Below are 15,834 nucleotides of genomic sequence, written 5' to 3' on the forward strand. Positions count from 1 at the left end.
GATCCGCATTGTGAGGTGAGGCCATGTACTTCAGGCGCATTCGGGAGCTGAGAGAGGACCGCGACCTTACCCAAACCGCTGTCGCGGCGTATTTGAATATGCACCGCAGCGTCTATCGGCGTTATGAAAGCGGGGAACGGGAGATTCCCGTCTGGGCGGTGCTTACGCTGGCGGAGCTGTACCGCGTCAGCACGGATTATCTGCTGGGCCGGACCGACCGGCCCTCGCCCCCCGGAAAAAAATGAGGAAGCTGGCGACGTGGGCGGCCTCCTTTGCCGCGGGGATTTTTCTGGCGCAGTATCTTCTGCCGAACCGGCTGCTGCTGGTCGTTTCGGCGGCGGCACTGGGCCTTGGCGTTTTGGCGCTTTTCCTGCGGGAACCGGTGCGGTATCGGGCGGTTTTGATCTGCACGGCCCTGTCCGTTGCGCTGGGATACAATTGGGCGTTTGTCCTGCTGGTGCAGGCCCCGGCGGAGGCGCTGGCAGAGCGGGAGATAGCGAAAGTAACCATGGTTTTGACGGAATATCCGAGTGCGACGGCTTACGGTGCAAAGGTCACGGTACGTCCGAACATTGCGGACCTTCGGGGCGTGCGGGCTGTGTATTACGGGGACACGTCGCTGCTGGAGCTGGTTCCGGGACAAACGGTGACGGACGACCTGCGGCTGAAAAGTGCCGCGAGGATGCAGGACGACGAGGTGACGACCTTTACCTCCCGGGGCGTATTTCTTCTGGCCTACGGCAGGGGAGAAGCGGTGTATGGAGAGGGAAGCGCGTCCTCGCCTAGGTGGTGGCCCGCCCGGATGGGGCAGGCCATGCGGGAGAACATTGCGGAGCTGTATCCCGGCGAAGCGGCGGGCTTTATGACCGCCATTCTCACCGGAGACGCCACGCTGCTGAGCGAAGCGGCGGGGACGGATTTGAGCGAGGCGGGCATCTACCACATTATGGCGGTGTCCGGCCTGCACTGCTCCTTTCTGGCGGCGATGACGCTGGCGCTGGTTGGAAAGAAGCACCGCCGGACGGCGGCGTGTGTGGCTATTCCGGTCCTGATTTTTTATGCGCTGCTCACGGGAGCGCGGCCCTCCGTGGTGCGGGCCTGCGTGATGCTGTCTCTGCTGTTGATCGCTCCCGCCAGCGGACGGGAGGGAGATTCGCCTACGGCCCTGAGCTTTGCCCTGCTGCTGATTTTACTCCAAAATCCTTTTGCCGCTGCATCCATCGGGCTTCAGCTTTCTTTTGGCGCGGTGGCCGGCATGCTGTGGCTGACGCCGGGGCTAAACCGCTTTTTGCTGGGCGACAGGGAGCGGGGGCGGATCGTTCGGACGATCTCCGCCAGCTTTTCCGCCACCTGCGGCTCACTGGTATTTACCCTGCCTCTGTCGGCGTACTATTTCAACTTTCTGGTGCTCGTCTCGCCCCTTTCAAACCTCCTGTGCCTGTGGGCGGTGAGCATTATTTTCGGGGCGGGTCTGATTTCTGTCCTGCTGTCGTTTGTGTGGATGGCGCCCGCCGGGCTTCTGGCATTGGTTTCAAGAGGCCTGATCGTTTATGTGCTGGCGGTGGTGGGGACTCTGTCAAAAATTCCGTACCACGCGCTGTATTACACGAACCCATTTTTGAAATACTGGCTGGTATACTTCTACCTCCTGTTCGGTGGGGCGTATCTGGGAAAGCCAAAGTCCCGCCGCAAATATGTGGTGGCGGCGATGCTGGCGGCGCTGTCCCTGACGGTGACGGTGAAACTGGGCAGGCTTTTTTATTCATGGGGCACGCTGGACATTGTGGCGGTGGATGTGGGGCAGGGAAGCTGCACCGCCATGGCCTCCGGAGGGCAGTTTGCCCTGATGGACTGCGGTTCTTCAGCCAGCTGGAAGGGCGCGGGAGGGGACGCCGCCGACCAGCTTCTCAGCATGGGCTGCCGAAGACTTGACTATCTGGTGCTGAGCCATTATGATTACGATCACGTTTCCGGTGTGGCAGACCTGATGAACCGCCTGCGGGTGGGAACGGTTTTGCTCCCGGACAAATGGGACGACGCGGGATTGCGGGAATGGGTGACAGAGACGGCGGAAAGCCACGGCGCGGAGGTGGAGCTGGTGACGGAGAAGCAGACGCTGACCATTGGAAACAGTGTTTTAACGGTGTATCCGCCCGTGGGCACCGGCAGCGACAACGACAGCGGCCTTGCCCTGCTGTGTACCGCCGGGGACTTTGATTTGCTCATCACCGGCGACATGGACGCCCGGACGGAGGAAAAGCTTTTTGCCGCCTACCCTCTGCCTGATATTGAGGCCCTAATTGTGGGCCACCACGGCTCCAAATACTCCACGGGAGAGGAGCTGCTGGAGGCGGTGAAGCCGGAAATCGGCGTGGTCAGCGCGGGACGAAATAACTACGGGCACCCTTCGGACGAGGCACTGCGCCGTCTGGCAAAGGCGGGCGCGGCCGTTTATCGGACGGACCGGCAGGGAAACATTCATATTTCTGTAAAGTGAGAGAGATGAACATGGCTTATCAGACGGCAAAGCCCAAAGAGAACAAGGCGTTTCAAAAGCTGAAGGAGGATTTGTCCGCCGGGACGGTGGGCAGCGTTTACATCTTCTATGGAGAGGAGGCGTACCTCCGGGAATACTATCTGGGGGAGCTGCGTAAAAAGCTGATTCCTCAGGGCTTTGAGGAGTTCAACTACCACCGGCTGGAGGGGAAGGAGCTGACAGTGCAGGCCCTTTCTGAAATGGCGGAGGCGATGCCCATGCTAACGGAGCGGACGCTGCTTCAGGTGAGTGATTTCGACATTTTTAAGCTGGGCGAGGACCAGCGGGAACGGCTGATTTCGTTTTTGGAGGATGTGCCGTCCTATTGCTGCGTGGTTTTTTCTTACGACACCTTGGAGTACAAGCCCAACAAAACCATGAAAAAGCTGTGCGCCGCGCTTGCGGAGCATGTCCGGGCGGTGGAGTTCCGTCAGGCGGAGAGCAGCGATTTAACGGCATGGATTGCCCGGCGGTTCCGGGCACTGGGCAAGGAAATCGACCGGCAGACGGCGGAATATCTCATCTTCCTCTGCGGTCCGCTGATGACCGGCCTGGTGCCGGAAATTGCGAAAATCGGCGCGTACACAAGGGGAAAGACCGTCACGGAAAAGGACATCGACGCGGTGGCGGACCCGGTGCTGTCGGCCGAGGTATTCAAGCTGTCCGACGCGGTGCTGGCGGGAAATTACGATGAGGCGGCGCGGATACTGGGGGACCTTTTGAAAATGCAGACCGAGCCGATTTTGATTCTGGGGATGCTGGGCGCGCAGCTCCGGCGGATTTACACCGCCAGACTGTCCTTAGACAGCGGGAAGGATAAATACTGGCTCATGAGCCTGTGGGGCTACAAGTCCGACTATCCGGTGCGCCTGCTGCTGTCCGCTGCGAAAAAGACCACGGCGGGCTGGTGTGCCCGGGCGGTAAAGGAGTGTCAGGTGCTGGACAGGCGGATGAAGAGCGAAAAGGGCGTGGACAGCGCGGGAGAGCTGAAGCTGCTGCTGGTGCGACTGGGGGTGCAGAAGCGATGAGAAAGGTGCGGGAAGTGATTGTGGTGGAGGGCCGCTACGACAAAAACACCCTTCGCCAGACGGTAGATGCCGCCGTGTTCCCCGTGGGGGGCTTTGCCGTGTTCAACGACAAGGAACAGCTTGCCCTCCTCCGCCGCCTTGCGGAGGAGCGGGGTCTGATTGTTTTGACAGACAGTGACGGCGCGGGCTTTGTCATCCGCAATTATCTCAAGGGCGCGCTGCCGAAGGACCGGGTGAAGCAGGCGTATATCCCGGATTTGTACGGCAAAGAGCGCCGCAAGCGTAAGGCTGGAAAAGAGGGGAAGCTGGGCGTGGAGGGAATGCGCCCAGAGGTGCTTTTGGACGCGCTGGAGCGGGCGGGCGCCACCTTTGAGGGAGAAAACGCCCCGGTGACAGCAAAAAAGCCCCTGACCAAGGCCGACCTCTACGGGCTGGGCCTCACCGGCGGGCAGGACAGCGGAGAGAAAAGGCGGGTACTCCTTCGGCGTCTGGCTCTGCCGGAGCACATGTCCGTCTCTGCCATGCTGGAGGCATTGAACCTGCTGTACGGCAGGGAGGAGCTGCTGAGCCTTTTGAGCGGCGAACAGCAGTCTTAAGAATCAGAAAGTGAAAAAAGGGAATGCTTTGCATTTTGATTTTGTACAATTTATACAAAAACAGATGTTTGATATTTGCTCATTTTTTACATTCAGACAATGATGTCCTATAATTCGACAAAATTCGACATAAGGACATGATAGAATAACTGGTGTATCGACTTCCATCCGGCGTAATTTGGGAGCAGGGCCGGGTTTTCACTGGCGGTTTGTCAAAAATGGGAGGGATCGCGGTTGCGCAGAGTGTTTATCGGGGAGACTGAGGTGCTGGGAGAAAAAACGTTGTATTATCTGTTGGATGGTACGGACAAGCTTTCAGGCGGCTATGGAGTGGAAATTATTCGGGGAGAAGATCGGAGCCGCGTACATGGATTGGCGGTGTCCGGCGACCGGGTGTGGCGGCTGGCAGAGCTGCTGCTTCGCTGCGCCGTGACGCCGGTGGCGCTGAGAGACGTGGCAGAGGATTGGCTGGCTTGCTGACAGGGGAGCGGGCGTGTCCGGGTGGGGCGAAATCGGTGCTTTCTTCGGCCAATTCCTTCGGCGGAGCGTTTCTCTTGCTTTTTCCGGGCAGAGTTTGTATAATAGACTTCTGATTTATGGATCAAAGCAAAAGAGCGCCACAGGAAGGAAGGAAACGCAACATGGCAGAGGAACGCAAAATTCCGGAGACGGAGACGCCGGAGAGCCGCAATTTCATCCAGACGTTTATCGAGGAGGACATCGCCCCCGGTGGACAATACGCCGGGATGACGGTTCACACCCGCTTTCCCCCCGAGCCCAACGGATATCTGCACATCGGGCACTGTAAGGCGCTGACCATTGACTTCGGTATGGCGGAAAAATACGGCGGCCTGTGCAACCTGCGGATGGACGACACGAATCCCACCAAAGAGGATGAGGAGTATGTGGACGCCATCAAGGAGGACATCCATTGGCTGGGCTTTGACTGGGGCGACCGGTTTTACTACGGGTCCGACTATTTTGAAGAGGATTACCGGCAGGCGCAGGGCCTTATCAAAAAGGGCCTGGCGTATGTCTGCGAGCTGAGCCCCGATGATTTTCGCAAATATCGGGGCGAAATTGGCGTGCCCGCACGCAGCCCCTGGCGGGACAGGCCTGCTCAGGAGAGTCTTGATTTGTTTGAGCGGATGCGCGGCGGTGAGTTTGAAAACGGACGCATGACCCTGCGGGCCAAAATCGACCTCGCCAGCGGCAACTTCAATATGCGGGACCCGGTCATTTACCGTATTAATCATATGCACCACCACCGGCAGGGGGACAAATGGTGCATTTATCCCATGTACGATTTTGCCCACCCTATTCAGGATGCGCTGGAGGGGATTACCCACTCGCTGTGCTCTTTGGAGTTTGAGGCCCACCGCCCACTGTACAACTGGGTGGTGGAGCACTGCGACCTGCCCGCAAAGCCCCGGCAGATCGAGTTTGCCCGCCTTGGCATCGACCATACGGTGATGAGCAAGCGAAAGCTCCGCACTCTTGTGGAGGAGGGCGTGGTTTCCGGATGGGACGACCCCCGGATGCCGACCCTGTGCGGCCTGCGCCGCCGGGGGTATACGCCCCGGGCCGTCCGCAGCTTCTGCGAGCGCATTGGCGTTGCAAAGGCCGCCAGCGTGGTGGAATACGGCTTTTTGGAGCACTGCCTGCGGGAGGACCTGAATGAAACCGCCCGCCGGACCATGGCGGTGCTGCGTCCCTTGAAGCTGACCGTTACCAATTATCCCGAGGATAAGCAGGAATCCCTCACCGTGGAAAACAACCCCGTGGACCCGGAGGCCGGGACCCGGGAGGTGCCTTTTTCAAGGACGGTGTATATTGAGGCGGATGATTTCATGGAAACGCCTGCCCCCAAGTACAAGCGCCTGTATCCGGGAAACGAGGTCCGTCTAAAGGGCGCGTATCTTGTGACCTGTACCGGCTGCGTCTTGGATGCAGAAGGCAACGTGACCGAAGTTTTGTGCGAGTACGACCCCGACAGCCGGGGCGGCGACCCCGCCGACGGGCGGAAGGTCAAGGGCGCAACGATTCATTGGGTGGACGCCGCCACCGCCGTGGACGCGGAGGTGCGGCTGTACGACAACCTGTTTACCGACGCGGACCCCGACGGCGCGGACAAGAATTTTATGGACTATGTGAACCCCGCCTCGCTGGAGATTCTGCGGGGCTGCAAGGTGGAGGCGGAGCTTTCCGGCGCTGCTGCGCCCGCCAACTTCCAGTTTATGCGGCTGGGCTATTTCTGTCTGGACAACAAGGACTCCGCGCCGGGGCGGCTGGTGTTCAACCGCAGCGTCAGCCTGAAAGACAGCTTTAAGAAGTAAGGTGCGTCCTGCCATTAAGATGGCTGGGGCGGCCAAGGAAACGTCTTCGCAACGAAACTGGGTTTGAAAGCCGGGACGGATTTTAAAGCACTTACAATAAAAAAGAGGTCCGGCGGCATTAGCCGCCGGACCTCTTTTGCTGTTCAGACTGTCAGCTACTGTTCTGGGGGCCGTTAAAAATTTTTTCGAATGGTATCAATGGCCCCTTTTTCAAGCCGGGAAACCTGCGCCTGTGAGATGCCCACCTCGGCGGAAACCTCCATCTGGGTTTTGCCCTCGTAAAACCGCAGGGCCAGAATCCGCCGTTCCCGGTCGTTCAGCCGGTGGAGCGCCTCCTTCAGGGCAATGTGGTCCACCCAGCTTTCGTCGGTGTTTTTTTTGTCCCGGACCTGATCCATCACGCATAGAGCGTCGCCTCCGTCGGAGTATACCGGGTCGTAGAGAGAGACGGGATCCGTAATGGCATCCATGGCGAAGACCACCTCCTCGCGGGGAATATCCAGTGCCTTTGCAAGCTGCTCCACCGTGGGCTCCCTCTGGTTTTCGCCCACCAGCTTGTCCCGCATCTGGAGAACCCGGTAGGCCGTGTCCCGCATGCTGCGGGACACCCGGATTGCGCTGTTGTCCCGCAGATACCGGCGAATCTCGCCCACAATCATGGGGATAGCGTTCCGTTGTCCAAATTCTAAGATAATTGCGTGTTAAGTCCATATTTGAGCTTAACGTCCGTAAACTCGCTGTCAATTGTAATGCTTTCCACAACCGAGGCCAGCACCATCCGCTGCTCAGGAACGCTCATCTCGTCCCAGGCATCCTGAATTCCCTCCAACTGCGCAAAGGTCCTCATGGCGTTCCGGGCCGCCGAATTCCGGGTGTTCTCATCAATCAGTGATTCGCCCAAACGGGCCACCTCGGCCTTCGTCTCCTGAATGGTGTCCAGCAAGGCTTCGTCTCCATCGTCGCCATAGAGACTGTAAAGCCGCCGAAGTTTAGCTTCGGTACGCTCCAACTGCTCTTGAAGCATCGCGGAGGTACCTTGAGACTCCACGGTTTTCCGGGCGTCCACAAGGCGCTCCTTTGCAGCCAAGAACAAAGCCTGTACCACGCCGTCCTCCACATCCTCCGCCCAGGTGGCGGGATTGTCGCAATTAGGGTCCTTCACCAGATACCGCTTGCTGGTCTGCTGGGAGTAGCACACCAGCTTGTAGCCAGCTTTGCCCCACTTGGAGTAGCGCATCCGGGCGCCGCAGCGCCCGCAGCGCACCAACCCCGTCAAAAGATGGTCCGTCTTGCAGACCATCTTGTTGGCTGACCGGATGCGAAGTAGTTCCATGGCCCTCTCGTAGGTTTCCAAAGAGATGATGGGCTCATGCTTGCCCCGGTATTCCTGGCCATTGTAGACGATGAAGCCGGCGTTGGATTTCCGTGTGAGGATGTTGTAAGCCACCCGCTCATACTTCAGCCCTAGGGCGTCCGCTATGGCCTGAAGGGCCTCCCCGTTGAGATACCGGTCATAGATGTATCGAACCTTCTCGGCATCCGCGTTGGGCACCAGGATGCCCTGTGTGAGGTCGTAGTCGTATCCATAGGGCGTGCGCCCGCCCCCCGGCCAAAAGCCCGCCTCGACCCGCTTCTGCATCCCTCCACGTGTCCGCTCGAAGATGTTCTCTCGCTCCAACTGGGCGAAAACGGACAGGATGCCCACCATGGCCCGGCCAAAAGGGGTATTGGTGTTGAAGCTCTCCAGGATACTGATGAAGGTCACGTTGTTGGGAATAAAAACATCCTCGATCAGGTGCATCGTATCCTTGAGGGAGCGGCTGAGACGGTCCAACTTTACCACCATAACATGGGTGATCTCGCCCCTCTGAATGTCGTCAATGAGCTTTCCCATCTTTGGGCGGTCAAGGGAGCCGCCGCTGTACCCATCATCGGTATACAGGCGAACTTCGTCAACGCCCGAGATGGTCTTGGCATAGGCTTGGAGCTTCTCTGTCTGGATGTCGATGGAATAACCTTCATCGGCCTGACGGTCTGTGGAAACACGAATGTATAGGGCAAGTACGAGGCCGCCTGCGGCCTCGGATACCTTTAGCATTTTGGATTTGCTCATAATCCTCCTTCCTTAGGAAATTAGCCCGGCTTAAAAGCCAGGCTAATTTTATCATAGAACGGGTCAGCTTTCAACGGGCTCAGGTACCTTGGAAGAACTTGCCGGCATATCGATTTCTTCCTGTACTCGCTTCAGAACCGACGCAAAGACATGTTCCATCACCGGAGTTGAAATATTCAGTTCTCTCAACTGCTCGGGAGTCAGCTGATGTCCCTCACAGTCATAATATCGAAATGTCATCATATCCCCTCCGGGTTTATAGTTTCCAAAATCATCCATTTTTAACCCAATGGAATAAAAAAGAACGCACCGCCATCAATACCCACGTCAAACAGACGGTGGGTATCGATGACGGTGCGTCCGCGCGACCATTTCCCGGAAGGGTGGCTGGTCGTTTGGTTCCGTAAGGGCTGAGCAGGATGTTACCATTCCTGCGCCCGCAACCGTGCCAACGATTCGCGGGCGTATATCTAACTAAATACTACCACGCAAAAAGAATATTGTCAACATTTAATATATAAAATGAAAGTATTGTTCCAATAAAGGAACAATACTCAAACTTTTTAGCAAAATTAGCGAGACAGCCAGAGGTGCACACAGTGTCAGTCGATTGAGGAATCAGATCGACTCTCCGGTGCCAATTTTGGTGAAAATGACTGACACGCTGCAGCCTAGCGCCTTGGCTAGCACCTCGGCTTCTTTTTCCGTAAAATTGTCCCGGTTAAGCTTATTGGACAGATTTTGGCGCGTCTGACCGGTAGCCGCAGCCAACTCCGTTACAGTCACGCCCTGCCGGTTCATCAAAACTTTGATCTTCTCCCCAATTGTCAAGTTCATGCAATCACCCCCTATGCTCAATATACATTTTTATGTGTCCTCTGTCAAGAAAAAGGTTTAATTGAAACAAATAAGTATCTATCTCCACTTGACACTTGACACTAAATAGTGTAATATAAAATTATTAAGTTTCTACTACAGAAAACGATTAATTAGGAGGCAATTGAATGAACGCAAAAACGAACCCTTCACAGAAACAGGGAAATACGGTTCTGGACGTGCTGTACCAAGCGTCCATGAGCGGGGACGTCTATCTTCCGGCGGATAAACTGCTGGCGCGGTGCCTGCGCCAGCACAGCCGCCAGAACAGCCGCCAGACAGCCATGCAGATAGACCGGCAGATTGACGCGTTGTTGGAGAAGAAAACCCTTGCGGCGGATGGGGAGCGGCTGTACCTACGAGCCAATCACCGTTACGAGCAGGCAGCGACCGTTGAGCTGGCAAAGCGCTTGGAAGCCACTGAATTTCCGGTTCCGGCAACTCAACTGGACGCTGCTCTGGCCGGGGCAGAAGCCTTTCTCGCTGCGCCGCTGGACGAGAGCCAGAGAGAAGCAGTAAAAACCTGTCTGAGTCACAGAATGACCATCGTCACCGGCGGGGCCGGGAGCGGAAAGACCATCATGATTCGGGCGCTGCACCTTGCCAATTCCATCTTGACTCCCAAACAGCAGACCATTCTCTGCGCCCCCACCGGCCGAGCGGCCCGGAATATGGCTGTGAAAGCGGACCATTCCGCCCACACCGTCCACCGGGCGCTAGGCAAGGTACCGGACAGCAATTTTTTAGATGGGGTCAATCGCCACGCTCTCTGGAAGGCGACCAACCTGGTGGTGATCGACGAGGCGTCTATGTTGACACTAGAGATGCTGGCAGGGCTACTGAATCAGGCGTCCTCCGATTGCCGGGTGGTGCTGGTAGGCGACCCCCAGCAGCTCCAGAGCGTCGGGGCCGGAAATGTGCTGCAAGACCTGCTGGCTCTGGGCGTCCCCCACGTCCATCTGCAGGGGAACCACCGTCAGGACCGGGAGTCGGAAGCCCTTCTGAATAATGTTCAGGACTTCAATCAGGAAGGTGCTGTGACGTTGGAGTTCGACGAGAGTTTTCAGTTGGTGAAAGCATATACGGATACCCAGGCCCGGTGGGAGATTGTCGCTCTGTATGGTCCGTTGGCTGCGGCGGGTGAGGAGGTGCAGGTGCTGTCCCCCTTTCGCGTGTCATCCCGGGCCAGCGCCCGGGGGCTAAATTTGGCTCTCCAGCAGATTGTCAATCCCCCCGCCGGTGGGAAGCCCGAACTTTCGCTGAAGCCGCTGATCTTCCGTGACCGGGACAAGGTGATGTTGACCGAGAACGCGGAGTGTCATTGTAATGGAGACATTGGAATCATCTCACTCCGGCAGGACTTACGATCCTTTGATGTAGACTTTGGCGGCGGTGTGACCGGCTTCCATTCGCACGACCTCGCCCTGTTTGATCTGGCCTACTCGCTGACCATCCACAAAGCACAGGGCAGTGAGTACGATACTGTCATCGCGCCGGTGATCCGGGACTTTGGTGTGATGTTGAGCAGGAATCTGTTGTATACGGCCATCAGCCGGGCCAAGCGCCGGTTGATTCTGGTGGGGGACGAGGACATGGTGCGTAAGGCCTTGGAGTCGCCGCCCCGTCCTCGATACTCCGCCCTGGCAGAGCGAGTGAAGGCCATCCGGGAAAGGGGGAAGGCGGGATGAGAACAACTGAGGCAATCAATTACGGAAGCATCGAGGATTTTAACAATGTGGGATGCCTGCTGGAGTTTTATGACAGGCTTGGCCTCACGTCTCGGTTTAACCCAGAGGACATCTGCCATGTGGACCAGTTGCGCATCAGCGAGAAGGACCATCGTCGTCTGCGGGATTTGATTCAGGCAGAGGTTCAGCGCCGGGAGCCACACTTGATCGGACGCATCCGCAACAACACCGCCCGGACTGACTGGTTCAACAGAGCGCCGTTGCCCAGCAACCAGATTCCGGAAGGGGAGCTGTGGGTTGACGCGAAGGAGTTTTTGACACAGAAGCAGGACACGATTGAGAAAATGACCAGATGGGAAATTTTTAGAGGAGGCTGTTTATGAACTTCTCGGAAATTGGCCGCCAGGTGCGGGCGAACCGGCTCCATCAGGGCATGACTCAAGAACAGCTGGCAGAGCGGACAGGGCTTTCTGCACCCTATATCAGCCACATTGAGCGGGCTGTTAAACACCCAAGCCTAGAGGCTCTGGTGCGCATTGCGGCGGCGCTGGATTTGACCCTAGACAGGCTGCTGGCCGGGAACCAATCGGCGGACCGGTATGCTTATTTTTCAGAGGTGCAGGCGCTACTGGAAGACTGCTCCCCGTTGGAGAGGCGAGTGCTCCGGGACGTGGCGGCAACCGTGAAGGAGAGTTTGAGGCAGAATTTGGGAGCGGCGTAATAGCAAACGACATAGGAGAACGGAACGGGGTGTGCAAGCCGCACCCCCGTCCCGTTTTGGTTCTTCACATTCTCCAGGGCCTTCAAACCCGTCCTTCAAAATCGTCAGTTCTGTTACCGGTCCACAACCCAAAGTTCACCCTGAGGCACGGTCTCATCCCGCCCCGGAGCTAGGTTGAGCCAGTCCATAATCGCGCCGGTTCGAACAGCGTTTACGAGGCGGCCGTGGTTCTTTCGCCGCAGTTCTTTGAGCATTATCTGCTCCAACGCCTCGTAGTCGACGGGATTCATATGAAGCCGGGAAACGGTTGAAATCTTGCCGGATTCCAGCCGAGCGAGAAGCCCCAGCCGGTCATAAAACGCACTGACAGAGGCTATGCCCCGGTAATCGCCCAGTGGGCCATAGGAAATGATTTCCAGCGGTGTCACGTCGTTGGCCTGATTGCTTTTTACGTTCATATTGCCTCCTCAACATTGGCTTAGCGCCGGAGCGTTCATAGCCAAGAATCTTTTACTCCATAATACAGCTTTTACGCTTGTCTGTCCATAGCCCCCAGGTAAAGCACCTGACATGGAGGCAACTTCTGCAGAGTGGCTTCTGTCTCTACAAATGCCATTAAAAAGTGTACCTCAAACAGAAGTTAAAAAACTCCTATCTGAAGCGCACATATACTATTACAATTTTATACTTCGCTGGACGGCTCCGTGTCAGGAAGATAAGTCACCAAATCCTCCAACGTGCAATTCAATATTTTGCACAACGTCTCCAGCGTATTGGTGGAAACGGATTCATTGGCTTTCAGCCGCCGAATGGTGGAGCTGCTAATCTCGCCCTTGACCTGCAAGATGTAGGTCGTGGCCCCGCGCTTTTTCATCGTCTCCCACAGCGGCGCGTAGGAAATCATCAAGTCCACTCTTACAATATAAATAAAGGAACCGCCCGTGATTCCCGGCAGCTACGCCTCTGCGGAGGCCATTGCCCATATTGCGGTACAAAAATATGTGATGGGGTCTCCGCTGTACCGGCAGGAGCGGGAATGGAACCGCGCCGGCGTCATGCTCAGCAGGCCCACCATGTCCAACTGGCTCATCTGGACCTCGGAGCATTGGTTGACACCGATCTATGAGGTCCTGCACCAACAGCTTGTGCAGCGGCAGGTGCTTCACGCTGATGAGACCACCTTGCAGGTACTCCGTGAGGAGGGAAAAAAGGTGCAGTCCAAGAGCTATATGTGGCTGTGCCGAACCGGCGGCGATGCCGAGCACCCCATTGTCCTGTACCAGTACAGGCCGGACAGAAAGGCCGCGAATGCAGAGACCTTTCTGTCCGGCTTTTCCGGCTGGCTGCACGCGGATGGGTACCAAGGTTACCACAAACTGCCTGAAAACATCCATGTGGTTGGCTGCTGGGCCCATGCACGGCGAAAGTTTGACGAAGGCGCGAACGCTCTGCCAAAACCGGAGCAGGCGGGCTCTGCCGCCCTTGAGGGGCAGCAGTATTCTACGAGACTGTTTGCCATTGAAAAAGAGCTTGCAAAGCTCATACCCAAAGAACGTTACGAGCAGCGGCTGAAGCAGGAAACGCCTGTTTTTGATGCCTTGTTGGCGTGGTCTCAAACAAAAAATGCACCTCCAAAATCTGCTCTTGGAAACACTGTACTAGGCTCTTAGTGATCAGTAGCTATATGCTTCTTTATTGCTTAAAAAAACATCGGCACACTGTATCAGACACATAAAATGGGCCTGCCACTCTAACAAGCGGCAGGCCCGTCCGATTCTGTTCAGAATCGTGGGTTTAAGCAACTACTGGGTTCACTTGGACAGCAGATTATACAATACCTGTACCATCTGCGCGCGTGAGGACTGCCCCCGCGGGTTCAGTTTTCCGTCGCTGCCGGCAACGACGCCGCCTTGGACAAGAGCCGTCATGGCATCCTTGGCATAATCCGAAACGGACGCCGCGTCGGTGAAGCTGGACAGCGTTTTGCTGTTTGTCGCTTCGGGAAGCGCGTCCAGTACGTTCAGCGCCCGGTAGAGCAGGGTAAGCATTTCCTGCCGGGTAATTTGCTGGTCAGGTGCAAACAGGTTGTTTCCAATGCCCGCGGAAATGCCCATTTCCTTGGCCTTCGCCAGATAATTGGTGTAATAGGTATTTCCTGCGTCCGCAAAGTTACTGTCAGGGTTGCTGTCCGGCTCAATCCCATACGCCCGCAGCAGCATCACAATAAACTGTCCGCGGGTTACCGTTGCGGACGGGCTGAACGTCGCCGCCGTTGTGCCGGCTGTAATGCCGCGGGCGGCGCAGAACGTGACCGGCGCATAGCACCAGTCGGCCGTGCTCACATCTGTAAAGCTGATCTTGTTGTAGCCCACCGCATACTGGGAGAAGTGGGAAGCCACAAAGTCCACGGATTTTGTGCTGCTGTTATAGGCGCCGCGAACGGCCTGCAACGCGCCGCTGCCGTCGATGTAATATACCACAATGGCATTGATATCTTCTCCGGCCTGAGGCGTATACGGGATGCTGACCTCAGCGCTGCCGCCACCAAAGCTGGAAATGGTACTGCTCCCGGCAGTGATGGTAAAATCATATACCGGACGGCTGCCTATGAGCTGGCGTGCGGTACTGCTTAGGGAGGTCTGGTCCACTGCTGCAACGGAGATGCTTACGTCCTTGTTTCCGGCAGCGCTGCTGATTGCCTGCACTGCGTCGGCACTAAGGGTTACCGTTGCAATACCGGCGTCAATCTTAACCGCAGCATCCGTATGATTGGCAACATTGGAGAGCGCCGCAGAAGGGATCATCAGCGCAGCGGATTTTGTGCTTGCGGTGGTATCCAGCTTGATTTCCACAACGGCGGATTTCCCGCTGGCCTCGGCCTTTTTGGCCGCCTCCACCAAAGAGTCTACCGTGCTTGTGGTGACAGAAGCTGTGGTTTTGCCGAAAGCATCCGTTTTCCCATTGACAGTCGTCGCTGTCGACGAGTTCCCGGAAGAGGTGCTTCCGCTGCTGGAGCCGCCACCTGAACCACCGCCAGAGCCGCCGCCTCCGCCGTTATAGGTGAAGGTAGCCGCAATCGTATGGTTGGCAGTTACATTGCTGAAAGTATACGTGCTTACAGTTCCGACAGAAGTTCCGTCCACCGTTACGGCGGAAATGGAATAACCGGAGCTTGATGTAATGGTAAAGGTCTGGCTGGCACCGTCATTCACAGAGATGCTTCCGCTGGGGCTGATGGCGCCGCCGCTGCCTGCACTGGCTGTGATGGTGTAGGTCGTAACGCCGGTCCCGGAAATTAGGCCGGAAGCGACCACGGCGCCGCCAATGTCGTTATAGACATAAACCTTGCAGGTATTTGGTGTACTGACAGCGCCGGTTGTGATGCTGGCGCTGAAAGCGCCTTCTGCATTTGTCGCCGTGCTGCCCAAAGCGATAAGATTGTCAGAAGCGTCTTTTACAGCAATCATGCTATACTTGGTATTAGCCTGAAAACCTGTGCCGCTTACCGTCACGATGCCGTTTGCATAAGTACCGCTAACCGCAGAAGACTCTGCTGCTCCAGCCGTAATAGTCAAAAATGACAAGCAAAGGCAAAAAACCAGAAGGAGAGATGAGATGCGCTGTTTCATAGTTGCGTCCCCCTTATTCTGCCGTCTTTGTGTCAAAAATGGTTACACCCGTTGCCTCAGAACCATTCAGGGCAGGCATGCCGTTTGTGAGCCAAACCTGTACCGCCGCGGTGGTTTTGTAAGAAACTTCGATGGAGTCATTTGCCTTTACCATGACGACGGACACATGCGCATTAGCGCCTGTGCCTTCGGTCATCTGGACAACCAGATACTGGTTTCCATCTGTACCGTTGGTGGTAATGGTACGAGTAATGCCTGCGCCGCCAATGGCTTCGGCTCCAATTTCGGTAATGGTATAGGGAGAGTCAATG

The 15,834-nt window shown here is 56.6% G+C and carries 17 protein-coding genes and 1 pseudogene; 10 read left to right on the forward strand and 8 right to left on the reverse strand.

Annotated features, from left to right (window positions below):
• Window positions 1–23 precede the first annotated feature (23 nt).
• The 6 genes from ABVS15_RS13350 to ABVS15_RS13375 all read left to right on the forward strand — a co-directional run bounded on the left by ABVS15_RS13350 (window position 24) and on the right by ABVS15_RS13375 (window position 6,496).
• A complete protein-coding gene (locus tag ABVS15_RS13350) occupies window positions 24–245 on the forward strand; it encodes a helix-turn-helix domain-containing protein (RefSeq protein ID WP_369284176.1) in 222 nt (73 codons plus the stop codon).
• A complete protein-coding gene (locus ABVS15_RS13355; RefSeq protein WP_369284177.1) occupies window positions 242–2,497 on the forward strand; it encodes a DNA internalization-related competence protein ComEC/Rec2 in 2,256 nt (751 codons plus the stop codon). Before ABVS15_RS13350 ends, ABVS15_RS13355 begins: the two co-directional genes overlap by 4 nt.
• Before the next feature lie 11 nt (window positions 2,498–2,508).
• Entirely contained in the window at window positions 2,509–3,564 is a 1,056-nt protein-coding gene (gene holA / locus ABVS15_RS13360) for a DNA polymerase III subunit delta (RefSeq protein WP_369284178.1), read from the forward strand.
• The gene (locus tag ABVS15_RS13365) at window positions 3,561–4,160 is read left to right on the forward strand and encodes a toprim domain-containing protein (protein ID WP_369284179.1); all 600 of its coding nucleotides are present in this window, start codon (window positions 3,561–3,563) and stop codon (window positions 4,158–4,160) included. Before holA ends, ABVS15_RS13365 begins: the two co-directional genes overlap by 4 nt.
• A gap of 243 nt (window positions 4,161–4,403) precedes the next feature.
• Window positions 4,404–4,640 (forward strand): DUF6514 family protein, encoded by a 237-nt coding sequence (locus tag ABVS15_RS13370; RefSeq protein WP_369284196.1) that lies wholly within the window; start codon window positions 4,404–4,406, stop codon window positions 4,638–4,640.
• Window positions 4,641–4,801: 161 nt separating this feature from the next.
• On the forward strand, window positions 4,802–6,496 hold the full coding sequence (locus ABVS15_RS13375; RefSeq protein WP_369284180.1) for a glutamine--tRNA ligase/YqeY domain fusion protein: 1,695 nt from the start codon (window positions 4,802–4,804) through the stop codon (window positions 6,494–6,496).
• Window positions 6,497–6,669: 173 nt separating this feature from the next.
• Here the strand turns inward: ABVS15_RS13375 and ABVS15_RS13380 are convergent.
• From ABVS15_RS13380 to ABVS15_RS13395, 4 genes and pseudogenes are all read right to left on the reverse strand, one after another.
• Window positions 6,670–7,164: pseudogene (locus ABVS15_RS13380) on the reverse strand (sigma-70 family RNA polymerase sigma factor); the annotation flags it as partial.
• Between the two features lie 17 nt (window positions 7,165–7,181).
• Window positions 7,182–8,609 (reverse strand): recombinase family protein, encoded by a 1,428-nt coding sequence (locus ABVS15_RS13385; protein ID WP_369284181.1) that lies wholly within the window; start codon window positions 8,607–8,609, stop codon window positions 7,182–7,184.
• Window positions 8,610–8,672: 63 nt separating this feature from the next.
• Window positions 8,673–8,852, reverse strand: coding sequence for a hypothetical protein (locus tag ABVS15_RS13390; RefSeq protein ID WP_369284182.1), 180 nt, complete (start codon window positions 8,850–8,852; stop codon window positions 8,673–8,675).
• A gap of 375 nt (window positions 8,853–9,227) precedes the next feature.
• Window positions 9,228–9,446, reverse strand: a complete 219-nt coding sequence (locus ABVS15_RS13395; protein WP_312280273.1) for a helix-turn-helix transcriptional regulator — start codon at window positions 9,444–9,446, stop codon at window positions 9,228–9,230.
• A 167-nt stretch (window positions 9,447–9,613) separates the two neighbouring features.
• Between ABVS15_RS13395 and ABVS15_RS13400 the strand changes: the two genes are divergently transcribed.
• The 3 genes from ABVS15_RS13400 to ABVS15_RS13410 are packed head-to-tail and all read left to right on the forward strand — an operon-like array spanning window position 9,614 to window position 11,894.
• Window positions 9,614–11,173: an ATP-dependent RecD-like DNA helicase gene (locus ABVS15_RS13400; protein ID WP_369284183.1), complete on the forward strand. Its 1,560-nt coding sequence runs from the start codon at window positions 9,614–9,616 to the stop codon at window positions 11,171–11,173.
• On the forward strand, window positions 11,170–11,556 hold the full coding sequence (locus ABVS15_RS13405) for a hypothetical protein (RefSeq protein WP_369284184.1): 387 nt from the start codon (window positions 11,170–11,172) through the stop codon (window positions 11,554–11,556). Before ABVS15_RS13400 ends, ABVS15_RS13405 begins: the two co-directional genes overlap by 4 nt.
• Entirely contained in the window at window positions 11,553–11,894 is a 342-nt protein-coding gene (locus ABVS15_RS13410; RefSeq protein ID WP_369284185.1) for a helix-turn-helix domain-containing protein, read from the forward strand. The genes ABVS15_RS13405 and ABVS15_RS13410 overlap by 4 nt, the downstream gene beginning before the upstream one ends.
• 113 nt (window positions 11,895–12,007) lie before the next feature.
• Here ABVS15_RS13410 and ABVS15_RS13415 read toward each other — a convergent pair whose 3' ends face one another.
• The gene (locus ABVS15_RS13415; RefSeq protein WP_369284186.1) at window positions 12,008–12,352 is read right to left on the reverse strand and encodes a hypothetical protein; all 345 of its coding nucleotides are present in this window, start codon (window positions 12,350–12,352) and stop codon (window positions 12,008–12,010) included.
• 224 nt (window positions 12,353–12,576) lie between these two features.
• Window positions 12,577–12,798, reverse strand: a complete 222-nt coding sequence (locus ABVS15_RS13420) for a helix-turn-helix domain-containing protein (protein WP_369284187.1) — start codon at window positions 12,796–12,798, stop codon at window positions 12,577–12,579.
• A gap of 37 nt (window positions 12,799–12,835) precedes the next feature.
• On the opposite strand from ABVS15_RS13420, the gene ABVS15_RS13425 reads away from it, so the two are divergent.
• Entirely contained in the window at window positions 12,836–13,564 is a 729-nt protein-coding gene (locus ABVS15_RS13425; RefSeq protein ID WP_369284188.1) for an IS66 family transposase, read from the forward strand.
• Window positions 13,565–13,705: 141 nt separating this feature from the next.
• Here ABVS15_RS13425 and ABVS15_RS13430 read toward each other — a convergent pair whose 3' ends face one another.
• Together ABVS15_RS13430 and ABVS15_RS13435 are read right to left on the reverse strand one after the other, a co-directional pair.
• On the reverse strand, window positions 13,706–15,523 hold the full coding sequence (locus ABVS15_RS13430) for an S-layer homology domain-containing protein (RefSeq protein ID WP_369284189.1): 1,818 nt from the start codon (window positions 15,521–15,523) through the stop codon (window positions 13,706–13,708).
• A 13-nt stretch (window positions 15,524–15,536) separates the two neighbouring features.
• A partial coding sequence (locus ABVS15_RS13435) for a hypothetical protein (protein ID WP_369284190.1) occupies window positions 15,537–15,834 on the reverse strand: 298 nt, incomplete at its 5' end.

Source organism: Oscillibacter sp. GMB15532, assembly GCF_041020825.1.
Classification (GTDB): Bacteria; Bacillota; Clostridia; order Oscillospirales; family Oscillospiraceae; genus Oscillibacter.

Coding starts and splice junctions, on each gene's coding strand:
- ABVS15_RS13350 (WP_369284176.1), top strand. CDS start 24: ATGTACTTCAGGCGCATTCGGGAGCTGAGAGAGGACCGCGACCTTACC.
- ABVS15_RS13355 (WP_369284177.1), top strand. CDS start 242: ATGAGGAAGCTGGCGACGTGGGCGGCCTCCTTTGCCGCGGGGATTTTT.
- holA (WP_369284178.1), top strand. CDS start 2,509: ATGGCTTATCAGACGGCAAAGCCCAAAGAGAACAAGGCGTTTCAAAAG.
- ABVS15_RS13365 (WP_369284179.1), top strand. CDS start 3,561: ATGAGAAAGGTGCGGGAAGTGATTGTGGTGGAGGGCCGCTACGACAAA.
- ABVS15_RS13375 (WP_369284180.1), top strand. CDS start 4,802: ATGGCAGAGGAACGCAAAATTCCGGAGACGGAGACGCCGGAGAGCCGC.
- ABVS15_RS13385 (WP_369284181.1), bottom strand. CDS start 8,609: ATGAGCAAATCCAAAATGCTAAAGGTATCCGAGGCCGCAGGCGGCCTC.
- ABVS15_RS13390 (WP_369284182.1), bottom strand. CDS start 8,852: ATGATGACATTTCGATATTATGACTGTGAGGGACATCAGCTGACTCCC.
- ABVS15_RS13395 (WP_312280273.1), bottom strand. CDS start 9,446: ATGAACTTGACAATTGGGGAGAAGATCAAAGTTTTGATGAACCGGCAG.
- ABVS15_RS13400 (WP_369284183.1), top strand. CDS start 9,614: ATGAACGCAAAAACGAACCCTTCACAGAAACAGGGAAATACGGTTCTG.
- ABVS15_RS13405 (WP_369284184.1), top strand. CDS start 11,170: ATGAGAACAACTGAGGCAATCAATTACGGAAGCATCGAGGATTTTAAC.
- ABVS15_RS13410 (WP_369284185.1), top strand. CDS start 11,553: ATGAACTTCTCGGAAATTGGCCGCCAGGTGCGGGCGAACCGGCTCCAT.
- ABVS15_RS13415 (WP_369284186.1), bottom strand. CDS start 12,352: ATGAACGTAAAAAGCAATCAGGCCAACGACGTGACACCGCTGGAAATC.
- ABVS15_RS13420 (WP_369284187.1), bottom strand. CDS start 12,798: ATGATTTCCTACGCGCCGCTGTGGGAGACGATGAAAAAGCGCGGGGCC.
- ABVS15_RS13430 (WP_369284189.1), bottom strand. CDS start 15,523: ATGAAACAGCGCATCTCATCTCTCCTTCTGGTTTTTTGCCTTTGCTTG.